This window comes from Streptomyces cahuitamycinicus (assembly GCF_002891435.1).
Classification (GTDB): Bacteria; Actinomycetota; Actinomycetes; order Streptomycetales; family Streptomycetaceae; genus Streptomyces; species Streptomyces cahuitamycinicus.
Map to the genome: position 1 here is coordinate 14018 of NZ_POUC01000017.1, position 14936 is coordinate 28953.

Below are 14936 nucleotides of genomic sequence, written 5' to 3' on the forward strand. Positions count from 1 at the left end.
CCCCGAGGGCCGTCTGCGAGCATCGCGGCATGACCGACACGCCGAGCCTGCCCGAGGGCTGCGAGATCTCCACCGACCCCGGCCGCGTCGACCGCGAGCGTGTGCACCACTGGCTGTCCACCGACGCGTACTGGGCGCTGGGGCGTACCCGGGAGAAGCAGGACCGGGCGATCGAGGGGTCGCTCAACTTCGGCGTGTACGAGACGGTTTCCGGGGAGCAGGTCGCCTACGCGCGGGTGATCACCGACCGGGCGACCTTCGGGTGGCTGTGTGACGTGTACGTCGATCCGTCGGTGCGCGGCAAGGGCGTCGGCGGCGCGCTCGTGGCCGCCGTACGGGACGAGCTGCGGTCGTACGGGGTGAGGCGGGTGCTGCTCGCCACGCACGACGCGCACGGGGTCTACGAGAAGTTGGGGTTCGCCCCGCTGGAGCGGCCCGAGCACTGGATGGCGCTCGTCTTCGGCCAGTGAAGGCCGGCACACCCTCGGTAACTCGTAGGTAACACCTCTTGACCTGCGCACTTGCTGCGCCCACGATCTCCGCATGCCACTTCGGGTCACCTTCGTCGCCGCCGCGCGCAGTTCCCCGGTGCTCGCCGAGCGCTTCGACGACGAGCGCCCGCTGGACCAGGCCGGCTGGGCCGAGGTGGAGCGTGTCGCGCAGGAGCTGCTGCCGCTCGCCGCGGCCGAACTGCGCTACTGCTCGCCGACTCCGCGCAGCCGGGCGACGGGGGAGGGCCTCGGGTACGCGCCCCTGGTGCAGCTGGGCCTGCGCGACTGTGACATGGGCAGGTGGCGCGGGCTGACCCTGGGCGAGGCGATGGCCAGGGAGCCGGATGCCGTGGACGCCTGGCTGGCCGACCCGCGCGCCACACCGCACGGCGGGGAGTCGCTGGTCGACTTCATCACCCGGGTCGGCGGCTGGCTGGACACCCGGCCCGTCGAGGACGGCTGCCGGGTCGTGGCGGTGGCCGAGCCGTCCGTGATCCGGGCGGCGCTGGTGTACGCCCTGAAGGCGCCGCCGTCGACGTACTGGAACATCGACGTCCGCCCGCTGTCGACGACCTCCGTGACGGGCCGGGCGGGGCGCTGGAACCTGCGCTTCGACGGGGCGTCCGCTCAGGCCTCGCGCGCGTAGCCGGTGCGCAGGAACAGGTCCTTGGCGGGGCCGCGGATGTGCCACACCGTCCGCCAGTGGTCCGCGTCCAGAACGGTGAACTCCCCGCGGTAGAGGTCCGCCGAGCAGGGATGGCCGGCGGCGTGGCGGCCGGACGTCAGGTCGAGGTCGTGGAACGGCCTCCCGTCGGCGAACCGCACGTCCGCCGTGCCGCCCGGACCCGGCAGGAACCGCAGGGTCCGCTCCGCGGGCCGGGCGACGCCCTGCCAGACGAAGGTGCCGGACTCGTGGTGCAGCAGCCCGCCGGTCTTCTCCGCGCGGAACTCGGTGGTGCCGGTGAACTCCCCTTCCGCGCCGCTCGCCAGGTCCCGCACCGACCGTGTCACGCGCCAGCGCCCGGCCAGATACGCCAGCACGTCCGGCACTGGCCAGAACTCGCCCATCCGGTACCGCTCTCCGTCCCACGCGTGCTGCGCGACCCATTGACGCGCATCCGTCCCCTCCCTATCTTGCCGTTCGAAGTGCTGATCAATGTCTGATATTTCGAACACTCCTCTATCAGAGAGCCGCGGAGTATCCATGCCAAGCACCACCGCCAGCACCCGATGGAGAGTGGGTCTCACGACCACCGCCCTCCTGACGGCAGCAGCCCTCGTACCGGCCCCCGCACACGCCGAGGACGTCGCCGACTACGCGATCACCGTCGACCCGTCCGCCAAGGGCGCCGCGATCGACGACGCGATGTACGGCGTCTTCTTCGAGGACATCAACCGGGCCGCCGACGGCGGTCTGTACGCCGAGCTCGTGCAGAACCGATCCTTCGAGTACTCCACCGCCGACAACGGCTCCTACACGCCCCTGACCTCGTGGACGGCCGGCGGCACGGCCGAGGTCGTGAACGACGCGGGCCGCCTCAACGAGCGCAACCGCAACTACCTCTCCCTGGGCGCCGGCTCGTCCGTCACGAACGCCGGCTACAACACCGGCATCCGGGTCGACAAGGGCAAGCGGTACGACTTCTCCGTCTGGGCCCGCGCCGCGAGCGGCACCACGCTCACGGTCTCGCTGAAGGACACCGCCGGCGCGCTCGCCACCGCCCGCCAGGTCGCCGCGAAGGGCGGCTGGGCCAAGTACAAGGCCACCTTCACGGCGACCCGCACGAGCAACCGCGGACGGCTCGCCGTCGCCTCGTCGAGCGCCGCCGCGCTCGACGAGATATCGCTCTTCCCGCGCGAGACGTACAAGAACCAGCCGAACGGCCTGCGCAAGGACCTCGCCGAGAAGATCGCCGCCCTGAAGCCCGGCTTCGTGCGCTTCCCCGGCGGCTGCCTGGTCAACACCGGCTCCATGGAGGACTACAGCGAGGCCTCGAACTGGCAGCGCAAGCGCAGCTACCAGTGGAAGGACACCATCGGACCCGTAGAGCAGCGCGCCACCAACGCCAACTTCTGGGGCTACAACCAGAGCTACGGCCTCGGCTACTACGAGTACTTCCGCTTCTCCGAGGACATCGGCGCCATGCCGCTGCCCGTCGTCCCCGCCCTGGTGACCGGCTGCGGCCAGAACAAGGCCACCGACGACGACGCCCTGCTCAAGCGGCACATTCAGGACACCCTCGACCTCATCGAGTTCGCAAACGGCCCGGCGACCTCCAAGTGGGGCAAGGTCCGCGCGCGGATGGGCCACCCCAAGCCGTTCCACCTGACCCACGTCGGGGTGGGCAACGAGGAGAACCTCCCGAAGGAGTTCTTCGCCCGCTTCGAGCAGTTCCGGACGGCCATCAAGGCGAAGTACCCGGACATCACCGTCGTCTCCAACTCGGGCCCGGACGACGCCGGCACGACCTTCGACACCGCCTGGCAGCTCAACCGCGAGGGCAAGGTCGACATGGTCGACGAGCACTACTACAACAGCCCGACCTGGTTCCTGCAGAACAACGACCGCTACGACTCCTACGACCGGAACGGCCCGAAGGTCTTCCTCGGCGAGTACGCCTCCCAGGGCAACGCCTGGAAGAACGGCCTCTCCGAAGCCGCCTTCATGACCGGCCTGGAGCGCAACGCCGACATCGTCAAGCTCGCCTCGTACGCCCCGCTGCTCGCCAACGAGGACTACGTGCAGTGGCGGCCGGACATGATCTGGTTCAACAACCGGGCCTCCTGGAACTCGGCCAACTACGAGGTCCAGAAGCTGTTCATGACCAACGTCGGCGACCGCGTCGTCCCGTCGAAGGCCACCACGACCCCGAACGTCAGCGGCCCCATCACCGGCGCAGTCGGCCTGTCGACGTGGGCGACCAGCGCCGCGTACGACGATGTGAAGGTCACCTCGGCGGACGGCTCCACGCTGCTCAGCGACGACTTCTCCGGTGACGCCTCGAAGTGGACCACCAGCGGCCGTGGCAGCTGGAGCGTCCAGGACGGGAGCTTCGTCCAGACCGACACCGCCGCCGAGAACACCCTGGTCACGGCGGGCGACCCGGCCTGGAAGGACTACGACCTGCATGTGAAGGCCACCAAGAAGTCCGGCAAGGAGGGCTTCCTCGTCGCCTTCGGCGTCAAGGACACCGGCAACTACTACTGGTGGAACCTGGGCGGCTGGAACAACACCCAGTCCGCGATCGAGCAGGCCGTGGATGGCGGCAAGGGCACGCTGATGACGAAGGCGGGGTCGATCGAGACCGGCCGCGCCTACGACATCGACATCAAGGTCCGCGGCCGCCAGGTCACCCTCTTCCTCGACGGCAAGGAGTGGGGGAGCTTCAAGGACGACAAGCCGGCCGAGCCGTTCCGTCAGGTCGTCACCAAGGACGCGAAGACCGGTGACCTGATCGTCAAGGTCGTCAACGCCCAGTCCGCCGAGGCCCGTACGGCGGTCGACCTCGGTGGCGCCAAGACCGCCTCCACGGCCCGTGTGACCACGCTGGCCGCCGACGAGGACGCCGTGAACACCGAGACGGACACCCCGGTGACGCCGGTGACGTCCACGTTCCGGGGCGTGGCGGCGAAGTTCACGTACACCTTCCCGGCGAACTCCGTCACGTTCCTGAGGATCAAGCAGAAGTAGTACCCGCCGGTGTGGGTCGCTGCCCCGGGGCAGCGACCCACACCGGCGCAGCGGCCGGGCGCGGGCTCAGCCGCGCGCCTTCCAGCCCGGAACCGCGGGCAGGACCGTCTCCGCGACGCGCAGCAGCACCGCGTCGTCCGGCGCCACTCCGTCCGCGCGCCACAGGGTGACGTCGAGGGAGCCGCCGCGGTCCTTCGCGTCCTGGGCCACGGTGAGGGCCCGGGCCGGGACGCCGGGACCGCTGTCGGCGTCGCCGCCCTCTAGCCGGAAGCTGATGCTGATGGTGCGGTTCGAGTACAGCACCCCCGGGCGGCCCAGTACCTCCTGTCGGCGGGCGTCGCTTCCGAGCAGTGCTTCCGACCCGGCCACCGGAAGGCCGTCGTAGGTCGCCGAGAGCGTGACCGTGTACGTCTCGAACTCGACCTGCGCCTGCGGTGTGGCGACGTCCTTGCCGCCGGGGGAGCCGATGGAGCTGTCGCTGCCGTAGGCGCTCTTCGCGATCTCGGTCGGGGTGCCCAGCAGCGCGGCCAGGTCGGACCGGTTCAGCGCCTCGCACAACTGGGCGCCGGAGAGGTGCTTGCCCTTCGGCGCCGGGGTCTCCCCGTCGGAGCAGGTGGCAGGCTTGGGCTCGCTCTGTGCGGCCGGCGTCTTCGCCAGCCCCCAGAAGCCCGCGCCGAGCGCCCCCACCAACGCCACCGCCGCGAGCGCCTGCCCCCACGCGTTCGCGCTCTTCATGGGCGCGTCGTCTTCCTCGGCCATGTCCCCCACCCGCCGTGACCCCCTGAAATGTGCCCGGGGACCTTAACCTGTGGTCATGGTCCGGACAAAACCGGTTCCCGGGGCCGTCGCCGCGACAGCCGCGCCGCTCCCGTATAGGATTGCATAAACGTGCAGCGAAACGTATAGTCATGCCCTCTAAGGAGGAGGAACCATGGCGGTACGTGCGGCAGTGGCCGGAGCGAGCGGGTACGCGGGCGGGGAACTGCTGCGTCTGCTCCTGGCGCACCCCGAGGTCGAGATCGGTGCCCTGACCGGCAACTCGAACGCGGGGCAGAGGCTCGGTTCACTCCAGCCGCACCTGCTGCCCCTGGCCGGCCGAGTGCTCCAGGAGACCACCCCTGAGGTCCTCGACGGCCACGACGTCGTCTTCCTCGCGCTGCCGCACGGGCAGTCCGCCGCCGTCGCCGAGCGACTCGGCCCCGACGTGCTGGTGATCGACATGGGTGCCGACTTCCGCCTGACGGACGCCGCCGCCTGGGAGCGGTTCTACGGCTCGCCGCACGCCGGAACCTGGCCCTACGGCCTTCCCGAACTGCCGGGCGCCCGCGCCGCGCTGGAGGGGTCCAAGCGCATCGCGGTGCCCGGCTGCTACCCGACCGCCGTCTCCCTGGCCCTCTTCCCGGCGTACGCCGCCGGCCTGGCCGGGGCCGAGGCCGTGATCGTCGCAGCGTCCGGCACGTCCGGCGCGGGCAAGGCACCCAAGCCGCACCTGCTGGGCAGCGAGGTCATGGGCTCGATGTCCCCGTACGGCGTAGGCGGCACGCACCGGCACACCCCCGAGATCACCCAGAACCTCAGCGCCGCCGCGGGAGAGCCGGTCACGGTGTCCTTCACGCCGACCCTCGGCCCGATGCCCCGCGGCATCCTCGCCACGTGCAGCGCCAGGGCCGCCGACGGCGTCACGGCCGAGTCCCTGCGCGCCGCCTACGAGAAGGCCTTCGCCGACGAGCCGTTCGTGCACCTGCTTCCCGAGGGCCAGTGGCCCGCCACGGCGTCCGTCTACGGTTCGAACGCCGTTCAGGTACAGGTCGCCTACGACGCCGCCGCCGGCCGGATCATCGTGATCAGCGCCATCGACAACCTCACCAAGGGCACCGCGGGCGGTGCCGTCCAGAGCATGAACATCGCCCTGGGTCTCGACGAGACCACCGGACTGACGACGATCGGAGTTGCGCCGTGAGTGTGACGGCAGCAAAGGGGTTCACGGCGGCGGGCATCGCCGCCGGGATCAAGGAGAACGGCAACCCGGACCTGGCCCTCGTGGTCAACACCGGCCCCCGCCGCGCCGCCGCCGGCGTCTTCACCTCCAACCGTGTGAAGGCCGCGCCGGTCCTGTGGTCCGAGCAGGTACTGAAGAGCGGGCAGGTGTCCGCCGTCGTCCTCAACTCCGGTGGTGCCAACGCCTGTACCGGCCCCAAGGGCTTCCAGGACACCCACGCGACCGCCGAGAAGGCCGCCGAGGTCCTCGGGCGGGGCGCCGTCGAGATCGCCGTCTGCTCCACCGGCCTCATCGGTGTCCTGCTCCCCATGGACAAACTGCTCCCGGGCATCGAGACGGCCGCCGCCCAGCTCTCCGAGCACGGCGGCGAGAAGGCCGCCATCGCCATCAAGACCACCGACAGCGTCCACAAGACGTCCGTCGTCACCAAGGACGGCTGGACCGTCGGCGGTATGGCCAAGGGCGCGGGCATGCTCGCCCCCGGCCTCGCCACCATGCTCGTCGTCCTCACCACCGACGCCGCCCTCGACGACGAGGTGCTCGACAAGGCCCTGCGCGACGCCACCCGCACCACCTTCGACCGGGTCGACTCCGACGGCTGCATGTCCACCAACGACACCGTGCTGCTCCTCGCCTCCGGCTCAGCCGAAGTCACCCCGGAATACGCGGAGTTCGCCGAGACCGTACGGCAGGTCTGCGACGACCTCGGCCAGCAGCTCATCCGGGACGCCGAGGGAGCCAGCAAGGACATCAAGGTCGAGGTGATCAACGCCGCGACCGAGGACGACGCCGTCGAGGTGGGCCGCTCCATCGCCCGCAACAACCTCCTCAAGTGCGCCCTCCACGGCGAGGACCCCAACTGGGGCCGCGTCCTCTCCGCGATCGGCACCACCCGGGCGGCCTTCGAGCCCGACCGGCTCAACGTCGCCATCAACGGCGTCTGGGTCTGCAAGAACGGCGGTGTCGGCGAGGACCGGGACACGGTCGACATGCGCTTCCGGGAGATCCACATCGTCGCCGACCTTGCCGCCGGCTCGGAGACCGCCACCATCTGGACCAACGACCTCACCGCCGACTACGTCCACGAGAACAGCGCGTACTCGTCATGAGCAGTGGAGCGACGCGCAAGCACACCGCGCTGCCCAAGGCCCAGATCCTCATCGAGGCCCTGCCCTGGCTGGTCCGGCACAACGGCAAGACAGTCGTCATCAAGTTCGGCGGCAACGCCATGATCGACGAGGACCTCAAGGCCGCCTTCGCCCAGGACGTGGTGTTCCTGCACCACGCCGGTCTCAAGCCCGTCGTCGTGCACGGCGGCGGTCCGCAGATCAGCGCCGCCCTCGACCGGCACGGCATCGTCAGCGAGTTCAAGGCGGGCCTCAGGGTGACCACCGAGGACGCCATGGACGTCGTACGGATGGTGCTGGCGGGGCAGGTCCAGCGCGAACTGGTCGGGCTGCTCAACCAGCACGGGCCGCTCGCCGTCGGCCTGACCGGCGAGGACGCGCACACCATCACCGCCACCAAGCACCAGCCCGAGATCGACGGCGAACTCGTCGACATCGGGCGGGTCGGCGAGATCACCGCGATCGACACGGGCGCGATCGAGGCCCTGCTCGCCGACGGCCGCATCCCGGTCGTCTCCTCGATCGCCCGCTCCCAGGACGACGGTGATATGGGGCATGTCTACAACGTCAATGCTGATACGGCGGCTGCGGCACTCGCTGCTGCACTGGGCGCCGAAACCCTCATGGTCCTCACGGACGTCGAGGGCCTCTACGAGGACTGGCCGAACAGCGACGAGGTGATCAGCCGCCTCACCGCCTCCGAGCTGGAGCGGCTGCTGCCGGACCTGTCGTCCGGCATGGTGCCGAAGATGGAGGGCTGCCTGCACGCCGTGCGGGGCGGCGTCACCACGGCCCGCGTCATCGACGGCCGGGTCCAGCACTCGATCCTGCTGGAGATCTTCACCGACGAGGGCATCGGCACGATGGTCGTGGCCGACGAACAAGAGGGGGAAGCCGTATGACCGCCCATCAGGAGTACGCCGAGCGGTGGCAGGGCGCACTCATGAACAACTACGGCACCCCGCTGCTGCCCCTGGCGCGCGGCGAGGGCACCCGTGTATGGGACGCCGACGGCACCTCCTACCTCGACTTCGTCGGCGGCATCGCCACCAACGCCCTCGGCCAAGCCCACCCGGCGATCGTCGAGGCGGTGAGCCGCCAGATCGGCTCCCTCGGCCACATCTCCAACTTCTTCATGGCCGAGCCGACCGTCGCCCTCGCCGAGCGGCTGCTCAACCTCTTCGGCCGGGACGGCAAGGTCTTCTTCTGCAACTCCGGCGCCGAGGCCAACGAGGCCGCGTTCAAGATCGGCCGGCTGACCGGGCGAACCCACGTCGTCGCCACCGAGGGTGCCTTCCACGGCCGGACCATGGGCGCCCTGGCCATGACCGGCCAGGCCGGCAAGCGCGAGCCGTTCCTGCCGCTGCCCGGCGACGTCACCCACGTGCCCTTCGGCGACGCGCAGGCCCTGGCCGCGGCGGTCACCGAGGAGACCGCGCTCGTCATCCTCGAACCGGTCCAGGGCGAGCTCGGCGTGGTCGTCCCGCCGGCCGGCTACCTCAAGGCGGCCCGGGCCATCACTGCCGTGACCGGGGCGCTCCTCGTCCTCGACGAGGTGCAGACCGGCATCGGCCGCACCGGGCACTGGTTCGAGTACCAGGCCCACGAGGGCGTCCTGCCCGACGTCGTCACCCTCGCCAAGCAGCTCGGCGGCGGACTGCCGCTGGGCGCCACCGTCGCCTTCGGTCGCGCGGCCGACCTGCTCCAGCCCGGCCAGCACGGCACCACCTTCGGCGGCAACCCGGTCGCCTGTGCCGCCGGGCTCGCCGTCCTCGACACCATCGAGGACGAAGGGCTGCTGGACAACGTCAAACGGCAGAGCGAGAGGTTGCGGGACGGAATCGAGGGCCTCGGGCATGAGTTGATCGATTTCGTCCGGGGAACGGGACTCCTCCTGGGTATCGTGCTGACCGAGCCGCTCGCGCCGCAGGTGCGCCAGGCGGCTCAGGAGGCCGGATTCCTGGTGAACGTGCCCGCCCCCGACGTCGTCCGGCTGATGCCGCCCCTGAACCTCCGCGACGACGAGGTGGACGCGTTCCTCGGGGCGCTGCCCGGCATCCTCCAGGCAGTGAGCGGGGACGGACGATCCGGGAAATGAGACGACGATGAGCCAGGCGCAGGACCACGAGCAGCCGGGGGCGAACGGGCCCGCCGTGCCGCAGACCCGCACCGCCCGCCACCGCCGGATCGTGGACATCCTCAACCGGCAGCCGGTCCGCTCGCAGAGCCAGCTGGCGAAGCTCCTCGCCGACGACGGGCTGAACGTCACGCAGGCGACGCTCAGCCGGGACCTGGACGAACTGAACGCGGTGAAGATCCGCAACACCGACGGCGACCTGATCTACGCGGTGCCCAGCGAGGGCGGTTTCCGTACGCCCCGGGCGCCGCTGGGCGGGTCGGCGAAGGAGGAGCGGATGCGGCGGCTCTCGCAGGAGTTGCTGATCTCAGCGGAGGCTTCGGCGAATCTCGTGGTCCTGCGCACCCCTCCGGGGGCGGCGCAGTTCCTGGCCTCGGCGATCGACCAGGCCGAGCTCCACGACATCCTGGGGACGATCGCCGGGGACGACACGTTGCTGCTGATCAGCAGGGAGCCGACGGGTGGGCAGGCGCTGGCGGATCATCTGCTGATGCTGGCGCAGAACGGGCACGCGCCGTAGGGGTACGGGCGGGTGGCGCAGTGCGGGTGGTGCGTGGCTGATCGCGCAGTTCCCCGCGCCCCTGAGGGCGTACGCCCCCGCCGCGGGCACGCGTGCCGCCCGGGGCGGCACCCGTCCCACAGAAGCGGCACCCTGTTTCGCCGGGCTGCGGACCCGCCCGGCGTCGGCGAAGACTCAGCCCAGCCGCGTAGCCAACCCGCCCGGCGTCGGCGAGGACTCACCCCAGCCGCGTAGCCAACCCGCCCGTGCACCGCACCTCGTCGCCGGCCGTGATCAGCAGCGCCTCCACATCCGGCAGTGACTCCAGCCACGCCAGCCCCTCCCGCGAGCCCATCGCGAACGCCGCCGTCGCCCAGCAGTCCACCCACGTCAGCCGGGGGCCCACCACCGTCACGGCGACCAGGTCGGTCACCGCGGAACGCCCCGTACGGGGATCGACGATGTGGTCTCCCCGCTCCGCCGTGCCGGACGTGGCCACGGACAGTTCCGCCGTCCCGGCCGCGGAGACGACCGCCGCGAGACCCCCCGGACGCAACGGGTCGGCCACGCCCACGCGCCACGGCCGCTGCCCACCCGGTGTCCCGAGCAACTGCACATCGCCGCCGCCGTTCAGGTTCACTCCGCACACCCCGGGCACGTCCGCCAGCCGCCGCGCCGCCCGCTCGACCGCCCAGCCCTTGACGATGCCGGTCGGATCGAGGCGGCCCCGGTACGACGTGCTGAACCAGCCGTCGCTTCTCCGCTCCGCCTCGGTGGCCAGTTCCAGCACCTCTGCGACCTCGGGGTCGCACTCCGCGACGGTCAGCTCCCCGCGCCGCAGGCGGGAGATCTGGCTGTCCTCGCGGTACGTGCTGAACACCTCGTCGACCCGGTGCAGCCCGGCGACGGCCTCGTCCAGGGCCGCGCGCACGGCGGCCGGTTCCCCGCCGCGGACGTCGAAGGAGAAGACGGTCCCCATCGTCTCCTCGGCATGACGTACCGCGGCGGGAGCCTCAGCGGAGTCGGCCACCGTGTCAGCCACCGGCCTGGTCCAGCGCGGACTGGAGGGACTTCTTGTAGCCGGCGCTGGTGTACGTGGCCCCGGACACGGCGTCGATCTGCGCGTTTCCGGCCGCCACGGCCGCCTGGTTGAGGCGGGGGACGGAGGAGGAGGTGACCTGGTCGCTGCGGCCGCCCTTGGGAGCCTGCACGGCCTCGGCCTTGGTGATCTTCCCGCCCGCCACGGTCACCCGCACCTGCACCGGACCGTACTGCGTCTGCGCCACGCTGCCGGTCAGGGTCCGCGGCGCCGCCTGACCGCCGCCGGAACCCGCCGCCTGACCACCCCCCGAGCCCGCGGCCTGCGAGGAGCCGCCGCCGGCCGGAGCCTTGTCCAGGGCCGACTGGAGGGACTTCTTGTAGCCGGCGCTGGTGTAGGTGGCGCCCGAGACCGCGTCGATGTCCGCGTTTCCGGCCGCAACGGCCGCCTGGTTGAGGCGGGGGACGGAGGAGGAGGTGACCTGGTCGCTGCGGCCGCCCTTGGGAGCCTGCACGGCCTCGGCCTTGGTGATCTTCCCGCCCGCGACCGTCACCCGCACCTGCACCGGCCCGTACTGCGTCTGCGCGACATCGCCGGTCAGCGTCTGCGCGTTGCCCGACCCCTGCTGCGCTCCGGCCGACGCCTTCGCCTTGTCCAGGGCCGACTGGAGGGACTTCTTGTAGCCGGCGCTGGTGTAGGTGGCGCCCGAGACCGCGTCGATCTCCGCGCTCTGCGCCGCGACCGCCGCCTGGTTCAGGCGCGGCACCGAGCTGGTCGTGATCTGGTCGCTGCGGCCGCCCTTGGGGGCCTGGACCGCCTCGGCCTGGGTGATCTTGCCGTTGTTCATGGTCAGGCGGACCTGCACCGCGCCGTACTGCGTCTGCGCCGCGTCACCGGTGACCGCGCCGTTCACGCCGCCCTGCGGGGCCTGCCCGGCCGCCGCGGGCGGCGCCTGACCCGCCGCCTGGGCGGAGCCCGGGTCGGAGGCCGGCTTCAGCGACAGCAGCAGCACGATCCCGGAGACGGTGGCTGCGCCGGCGAGCACGGCACGCCGGACGGGGTGAGACTTCCTCATCGTTTCCCAAACTCCTGAAAGACCGTTGGTGTCCCGTCGCTCACATCTCGAACGACTCGTGATGGATACGGCGTGCGGGTACTCCCGCGCCGCGCAGTGCCTCGTAGACCGACTGGGCGAACCCGGGCGGACCGCACATGAAGACGTCGTGGTCGTCGATGTCCGGGATCTTGCGCTGGAGGGACTCCGCCGAGATGTCGGGGCGTTCTCCCTCCGGGCTGTTGACCGCGTACATCAGCCGGGCACCGCGCTCGTCGGCGATCTTGGCGAGTTCGCCCCACAGCGCCAGGTCCTGGGTGGTGTTGGCCCGGTAGAGAAGGGTGATGTCGCCGGACGCGCCCGGCAGCGTCTCGAACAGCGCCCGCATCGGGGTGATGCCCACGCCGCCCGCGACCAGCAGCACCTTGCCGCGGCTTCGGCGCTGCGCGGTCATCGCTCCGTACGGGCCCTCCGCCCACACCTTGGTGCCGGGCTCCAGATCACGCAGCCGGGAGGTGTGGTCACCGATCGCCTTGACCGTGATCCGCAGCATGTCCGGGCGGGGCGCCGCCGACAGCGAGTACGGGTGCGAACTGAAGCGCATCCCCGGTGCCTTGAACCGCCAGCGGAAGAAGTGCCCGGCCTCCGCGCCCATCCGGTGCAGCTTGCGCCCGCTGATCAGCACGGACACGATCCCGGGCGTCTCCTCGATGACCGCCTCCACCCGCATGCGGTGCCGCATGTTCAGCCGGATCGGGGTGAGGATCCGGTACCAGACCACCAGCGCGGTCACCACGCCGTACAGCCCGTACCAGAAGGTCTTCGCGGCGGGCTCGACGGCGAACTCGTTACCGGTGGTGATCTGGTGCCAGAACGTCAGGTACACCGCCGCGTACGTCAGCAGGTGCACGTGGTACCAGGTGTCGTACCCGATCAGCCGGCGCACCCCGCCGATCGACAGGATCCCGATGACGAACAGCAGGCCCGTGCCGATGGCGGCCTTGCCCATGTCCGGAAGCTGGTTGATGGAGTCCGTCGTCTGCTGGACGATGTCGCCGAGCCCCTTGCCCGCCTGGAGGGCGTAGCCCCACATGATGAGGAAGACATGGGCGAGGACCAGGCAGAGCGTGTAGCGGCCGGTCATGGCGTGCCAGCGCGCGACCCGGTCGGTGCCCACCCGGCGCTCCAGCGCGGGCACCCGGGCCATCTGGAGCACCACCAGCGCCATGAGGTAGCCGGCGAGCAGGCCGGTGATCCGGCCGGCGGCCAGGATCTTGCTCGTGTTGTCCGCGAGGGACGGTGTGTTGTCCCACCACAGCCACAGCACGGCCGCCGCACCGGCCCACAGGGCGATCAGCAGCGGGACGGCCGGGGAGCGGCGCGGGCGGATGCGGCGCATCGTCTGGCGGCGGGCGGCACGTCCGCCTGCGAGCGTGGTGGTCACGGTTCCTCCGTGGGGACTTGACCCTTGGCCCACAGATACGTGCCGGGACACAGGAGTGTTCAGCTGCGTCCCGAGTCGGGTGCGAACAGGGGTGACCGCTGGTAACACGCGTTCGGCCGGCGCCCCGTCACAGACGCGTGACGGCCGTCTTCCCGCTCTTCGTGCCGACGGCGATGTGCGGCCGCCGCGAGGGGTCGGCCCAGGTCAGGATCCGCCGCATCGCGTCCTCGGGCACGGAGACACAACCGGCCGTCGCGCCCCGCCCGTCGGCGTGGAGGAAGATGCCCGCGCCGCGCCCTCGCACGGGACGCTCGTAGTTGAAACCGATGACGAGCGCGTGCGCGTACTGGGCGCGGTAGGTGATCAGCTGCTCTGCCTCGGCGGCCCGGCAGTCGGCCGCGCGCGGCTCGCTCCATCGGTTGTAGGAGCGGGAGTCGTTGTCCTGGCACCACCAGGAGTCCCGGTGCACCCTGCGGTAGCTGTACGCCGTCCCCCGCGGCGCCGCCTTGATGCCGAAGGCGTACGGCAGACCGTAGAGGCCGGTGGGTGTGGTGCTGGTGCCCTGCTCGCGGGAGGCGCCCGCGACGAGCCCGTTCGCTCCGAAACGGGCGGGCGCGGAGCCCTTTCGCACCCAGCGTCCGTCCCCACCGCGGTCCCACCAGACCACCGTGCCCGTCGTCGAGGCCCGCTCCGGGGCCACCGCGGTGATCAGCTGGGTGCCGCCGCCGGTGTCCGCCATCCGAGCCGGCAGCGGCGGCGGGGCGGGCTGCCCGGCGCCGAGCGCGATCAGACAGGAGGCGGCGAGGGCGACGGCACCGGGGCGCATGCCTCAGACCGTAGAGGGAGGCAGCGGCAACGGCAGCCCGGGTAGTCCGTCCAGGCTGCTGGCGATGTGCTCCTTCTTGCTGAAGTACGCGCTGAGTGAGGCGTCGTCCTCCCGGGCGAACCGCTTGCCGTGCAGGTCCCGGTCCTCCTCGTACGCCATGAAGGGCACCCCGTAGCCGCAGGTGTCGCGGACGAGTTCGGCGGTGACGACGATGATCGCGCGCAGGCCGTGCCGCGTCGGGTCGATGTCCGGGAAGTGCGCGAGCAGCTCCCCGAAACGGGGGTCGTCGCGGAAGACCGGTTCACCTCTGCCGTGCACGCGGACGATGTTCGGCGGGCCCTGGAAGGCGCACCACATCAGGGTGATCCGCCCGTTCTCCCGCAGATGGGCGATGGTCTCGGCGTTGGAACCGGCGAAGTCGAGGTAGGCCACCGTGAGCTCGTCGAGGACCGCGAAGGAGCCCGTGAGTCCCTTGGGCGAGAGGTTGACCGTGCCGTCGGCGGCCAGGGGAGCGGTGGCGGTGAAGAAGACCGGCTGCGCCTCGATGAACGTGCGGAGCCGGCCGTCTATGCACTCATGAGTCTTTCCCATGTCGAACGATTATGGGCGCAGATCTTTCGACTGTCTAA

The 14936-nt window shown here is 71.0% G+C and carries 15 protein-coding genes; 8 read left to right on the forward strand and 7 right to left on the reverse strand.

What is annotated here, in order from left to right; translation table 11 throughout:
- The first annotated feature begins 29 nt into the window (after positions 1 to 29).
- Both C1J00_RS04380 and C1J00_RS04385 read left to right on the forward strand, forming a co-directional pair.
- A complete protein-coding gene (locus C1J00_RS04380; protein ID WP_102907697.1) occupies positions 30 to 470 on the forward strand; it encodes a GNAT family N-acetyltransferase in 441 nt (146 codons plus the stop codon).
- A 73-nt stretch (positions 471 to 543) separates the two neighbouring features.
- Positions 544 to 1137, forward strand: coding sequence for a histidine phosphatase family protein (locus C1J00_RS04385; RefSeq protein WP_102907698.1), 594 nt, complete (start codon positions 544 to 546; stop codon positions 1135 to 1137).
- Here the strand turns inward: C1J00_RS04385 and C1J00_RS04390 are convergent.
- On the reverse strand, positions 1119 to 1559 hold the full coding sequence (locus tag C1J00_RS04390) for a DUF6314 family protein (protein ID WP_102907699.1): 441 nt from the start codon (positions 1557 to 1559) through the stop codon (positions 1119 to 1121). The genes C1J00_RS04385 and C1J00_RS04390 overlap by 19 nt on opposite strands.
- A gap of 136 nt (positions 1560 to 1695) precedes the next feature.
- On the opposite strand from C1J00_RS04390, the gene C1J00_RS04395 reads away from it, so the two are divergent.
- Positions 1696 to 4182: an alpha-L-arabinofuranosidase family protein gene (locus C1J00_RS04395; RefSeq protein ID WP_102907700.1), complete on the forward strand. Its 2487-nt coding sequence runs from the start codon at positions 1696 to 1698 to the stop codon at positions 4180 to 4182.
- A 66-nt stretch (positions 4183 to 4248) separates the two neighbouring features.
- Here C1J00_RS04395 and C1J00_RS04400 read toward each other — a convergent pair whose 3' ends face one another.
- Positions 4249 to 4941: a DUF6215 domain-containing protein gene (locus C1J00_RS04400; protein WP_219728320.1), complete on the reverse strand. Its 693-nt coding sequence runs from the start codon at positions 4939 to 4941 to the stop codon at positions 4249 to 4251.
- A gap of 172 nt (positions 4942 to 5113) precedes the next feature.
- Between C1J00_RS04400 and argC the strand changes: the two genes are divergently transcribed.
- Genes argC through C1J00_RS04425 form a run of 5 tightly spaced genes read left to right on the forward strand, consistent with a single transcriptional unit; the run spans position 5114 to position 9965 of the window.
- On the forward strand, positions 5114 to 6142 hold the full coding sequence (gene argC, locus C1J00_RS04405) for an N-acetyl-gamma-glutamyl-phosphate reductase (RefSeq protein WP_102907701.1): 1029 nt from the start codon (positions 5114 to 5116) through the stop codon (positions 6140 to 6142).
- The gene (argJ, locus tag C1J00_RS04410; protein ID WP_102907702.1) at positions 6139 to 7290 is read left to right on the forward strand and encodes a bifunctional glutamate N-acetyltransferase/amino-acid acetyltransferase ArgJ; all 1152 of its coding nucleotides are present in this window, start codon (positions 6139 to 6141) and stop codon (positions 7288 to 7290) included. The genes argC and argJ overlap by 4 nt, the downstream gene beginning before the upstream one ends.
- Positions 7287 to 8210, forward strand: a complete 924-nt coding sequence (gene argB / locus C1J00_RS04415; protein WP_102907703.1) for an acetylglutamate kinase — start codon at positions 7287 to 7289, stop codon at positions 8208 to 8210. Before argJ ends, argB begins: the two co-directional genes overlap by 4 nt.
- Positions 8207 to 9406 carry an acetylornithine transaminase gene (locus C1J00_RS04420; protein ID WP_102907704.1) on the forward strand — a complete coding sequence of 400 codons (1200 nt, stop codon included), beginning with the start codon at positions 8207 to 8209 and terminating at the stop codon, positions 9404 to 9406. The genes argB and C1J00_RS04420 overlap by 4 nt, the downstream gene beginning before the upstream one ends.
- A gap of 7 nt (positions 9407 to 9413) precedes the next feature.
- Complete coding sequence (locus C1J00_RS04425) at positions 9414 to 9965, forward strand: arginine repressor (protein WP_102907705.1); 552 nt, start codon at positions 9414 to 9416, stop codon at positions 9963 to 9965.
- Between the two features lie 217 nt (positions 9966 to 10182).
- Here C1J00_RS04425 and C1J00_RS04430 read toward each other — a convergent pair whose 3' ends face one another.
- The 5 genes from C1J00_RS04430 to C1J00_RS04450 form a co-directional block, all read right to left on the reverse strand.
- Complete coding sequence (locus C1J00_RS04430; protein ID WP_439333380.1) at positions 10183 to 10986, reverse strand: FAD:protein FMN transferase; 804 nt, start codon at positions 10984 to 10986, stop codon at positions 10183 to 10185.
- Entirely contained in the window at positions 10979 to 12058 is a 1080-nt protein-coding gene (locus tag C1J00_RS04435; RefSeq protein ID WP_102907706.1) for an FMN-binding protein, read from the reverse strand. The genes C1J00_RS04430 and C1J00_RS04435 overlap by 8 nt, the downstream gene beginning before the upstream one ends.
- 40 nt (positions 12059 to 12098) lie before the next feature.
- On the reverse strand, positions 12099 to 13481 hold the full coding sequence (locus tag C1J00_RS04440) for a ferredoxin reductase family protein (RefSeq protein WP_180989401.1): 1383 nt from the start codon (positions 13479 to 13481) through the stop codon (positions 12099 to 12101).
- A gap of 127 nt (positions 13482 to 13608) precedes the next feature.
- The gene (locus tag C1J00_RS04445) at positions 13609 to 14307 is read right to left on the reverse strand and encodes a L,D-transpeptidase family protein (protein ID WP_102907707.1); all 699 of its coding nucleotides are present in this window, start codon (positions 14305 to 14307) and stop codon (positions 13609 to 13611) included.
- Positions 14308 to 14310: 3 nt separating this feature from the next.
- On the reverse strand, positions 14311 to 14898 hold the full coding sequence (locus C1J00_RS04450; protein WP_102907708.1) for a pyridoxamine 5'-phosphate oxidase family protein: 588 nt from the start codon (positions 14896 to 14898) through the stop codon (positions 14311 to 14313).
- Between the last annotated feature and the right edge of the window lie 38 nt (positions 14899 to 14936).

What these genes read in the sequence shown, in the direction of transcription:
- C1J00_RS04380 (WP_102907697.1), top strand. Translation starts at nt 30, where the DNA reads ATGACCGACACGCCGAGCCTGCCCGAGGGCTGCGAGATCTCCACCGAC.
- C1J00_RS04385 (WP_102907698.1), top strand. Translation starts at nt 544, where the DNA reads ATGCCACTTCGGGTCACCTTCGTCGCCGCCGCGCGCAGTTCCCCGGTG.
- C1J00_RS04390 (WP_102907699.1), bottom strand. Translation starts at nt 1,559, where the DNA reads ATGGGCGAGTTCTGGCCAGTGCCGGACGTGCTGGCGTATCTGGCCGGG.
- C1J00_RS04395 (WP_102907700.1), top strand. Translation starts at nt 1,696, where the DNA reads ATGCCAAGCACCACCGCCAGCACCCGATGGAGAGTGGGTCTCACGACC.
- C1J00_RS04400 (WP_219728320.1), bottom strand. Translation starts at nt 4,941, where the DNA reads ATGGCCGAGGAAGACGACGCGCCCATGAAGAGCGCGAACGCGTGGGGG.
- argC (WP_102907701.1), top strand. Translation starts at nt 5,114, where the DNA reads ATGGCGGTACGTGCGGCAGTGGCCGGAGCGAGCGGGTACGCGGGCGGG.
- argB (WP_102907703.1), top strand. Translation starts at nt 7,287, where the DNA reads ATGAGCAGTGGAGCGACGCGCAAGCACACCGCGCTGCCCAAGGCCCAG.
- C1J00_RS04420 (WP_102907704.1), top strand. Translation starts at nt 8,207, where the DNA reads ATGACCGCCCATCAGGAGTACGCCGAGCGGTGGCAGGGCGCACTCATG.
- C1J00_RS04425 (WP_102907705.1), top strand. Translation starts at nt 9,414, where the DNA reads ATGAGCCAGGCGCAGGACCACGAGCAGCCGGGGGCGAACGGGCCCGCC.
- C1J00_RS04435 (WP_102907706.1), bottom strand. Translation starts at nt 12,058, where the DNA reads ATGAGGAAGTCTCACCCCGTCCGGCGTGCCGTGCTCGCCGGCGCAGCC.
- C1J00_RS04445 (WP_102907707.1), bottom strand. Translation starts at nt 14,307, where the DNA reads ATGCGCCCCGGTGCCGTCGCCCTCGCCGCCTCCTGTCTGATCGCGCTC.
- C1J00_RS04450 (WP_102907708.1), bottom strand. Translation starts at nt 14,898, where the DNA reads ATGGGAAAGACTCATGAGTGCATAGACGGCCGGCTCCGCACGTTCATC.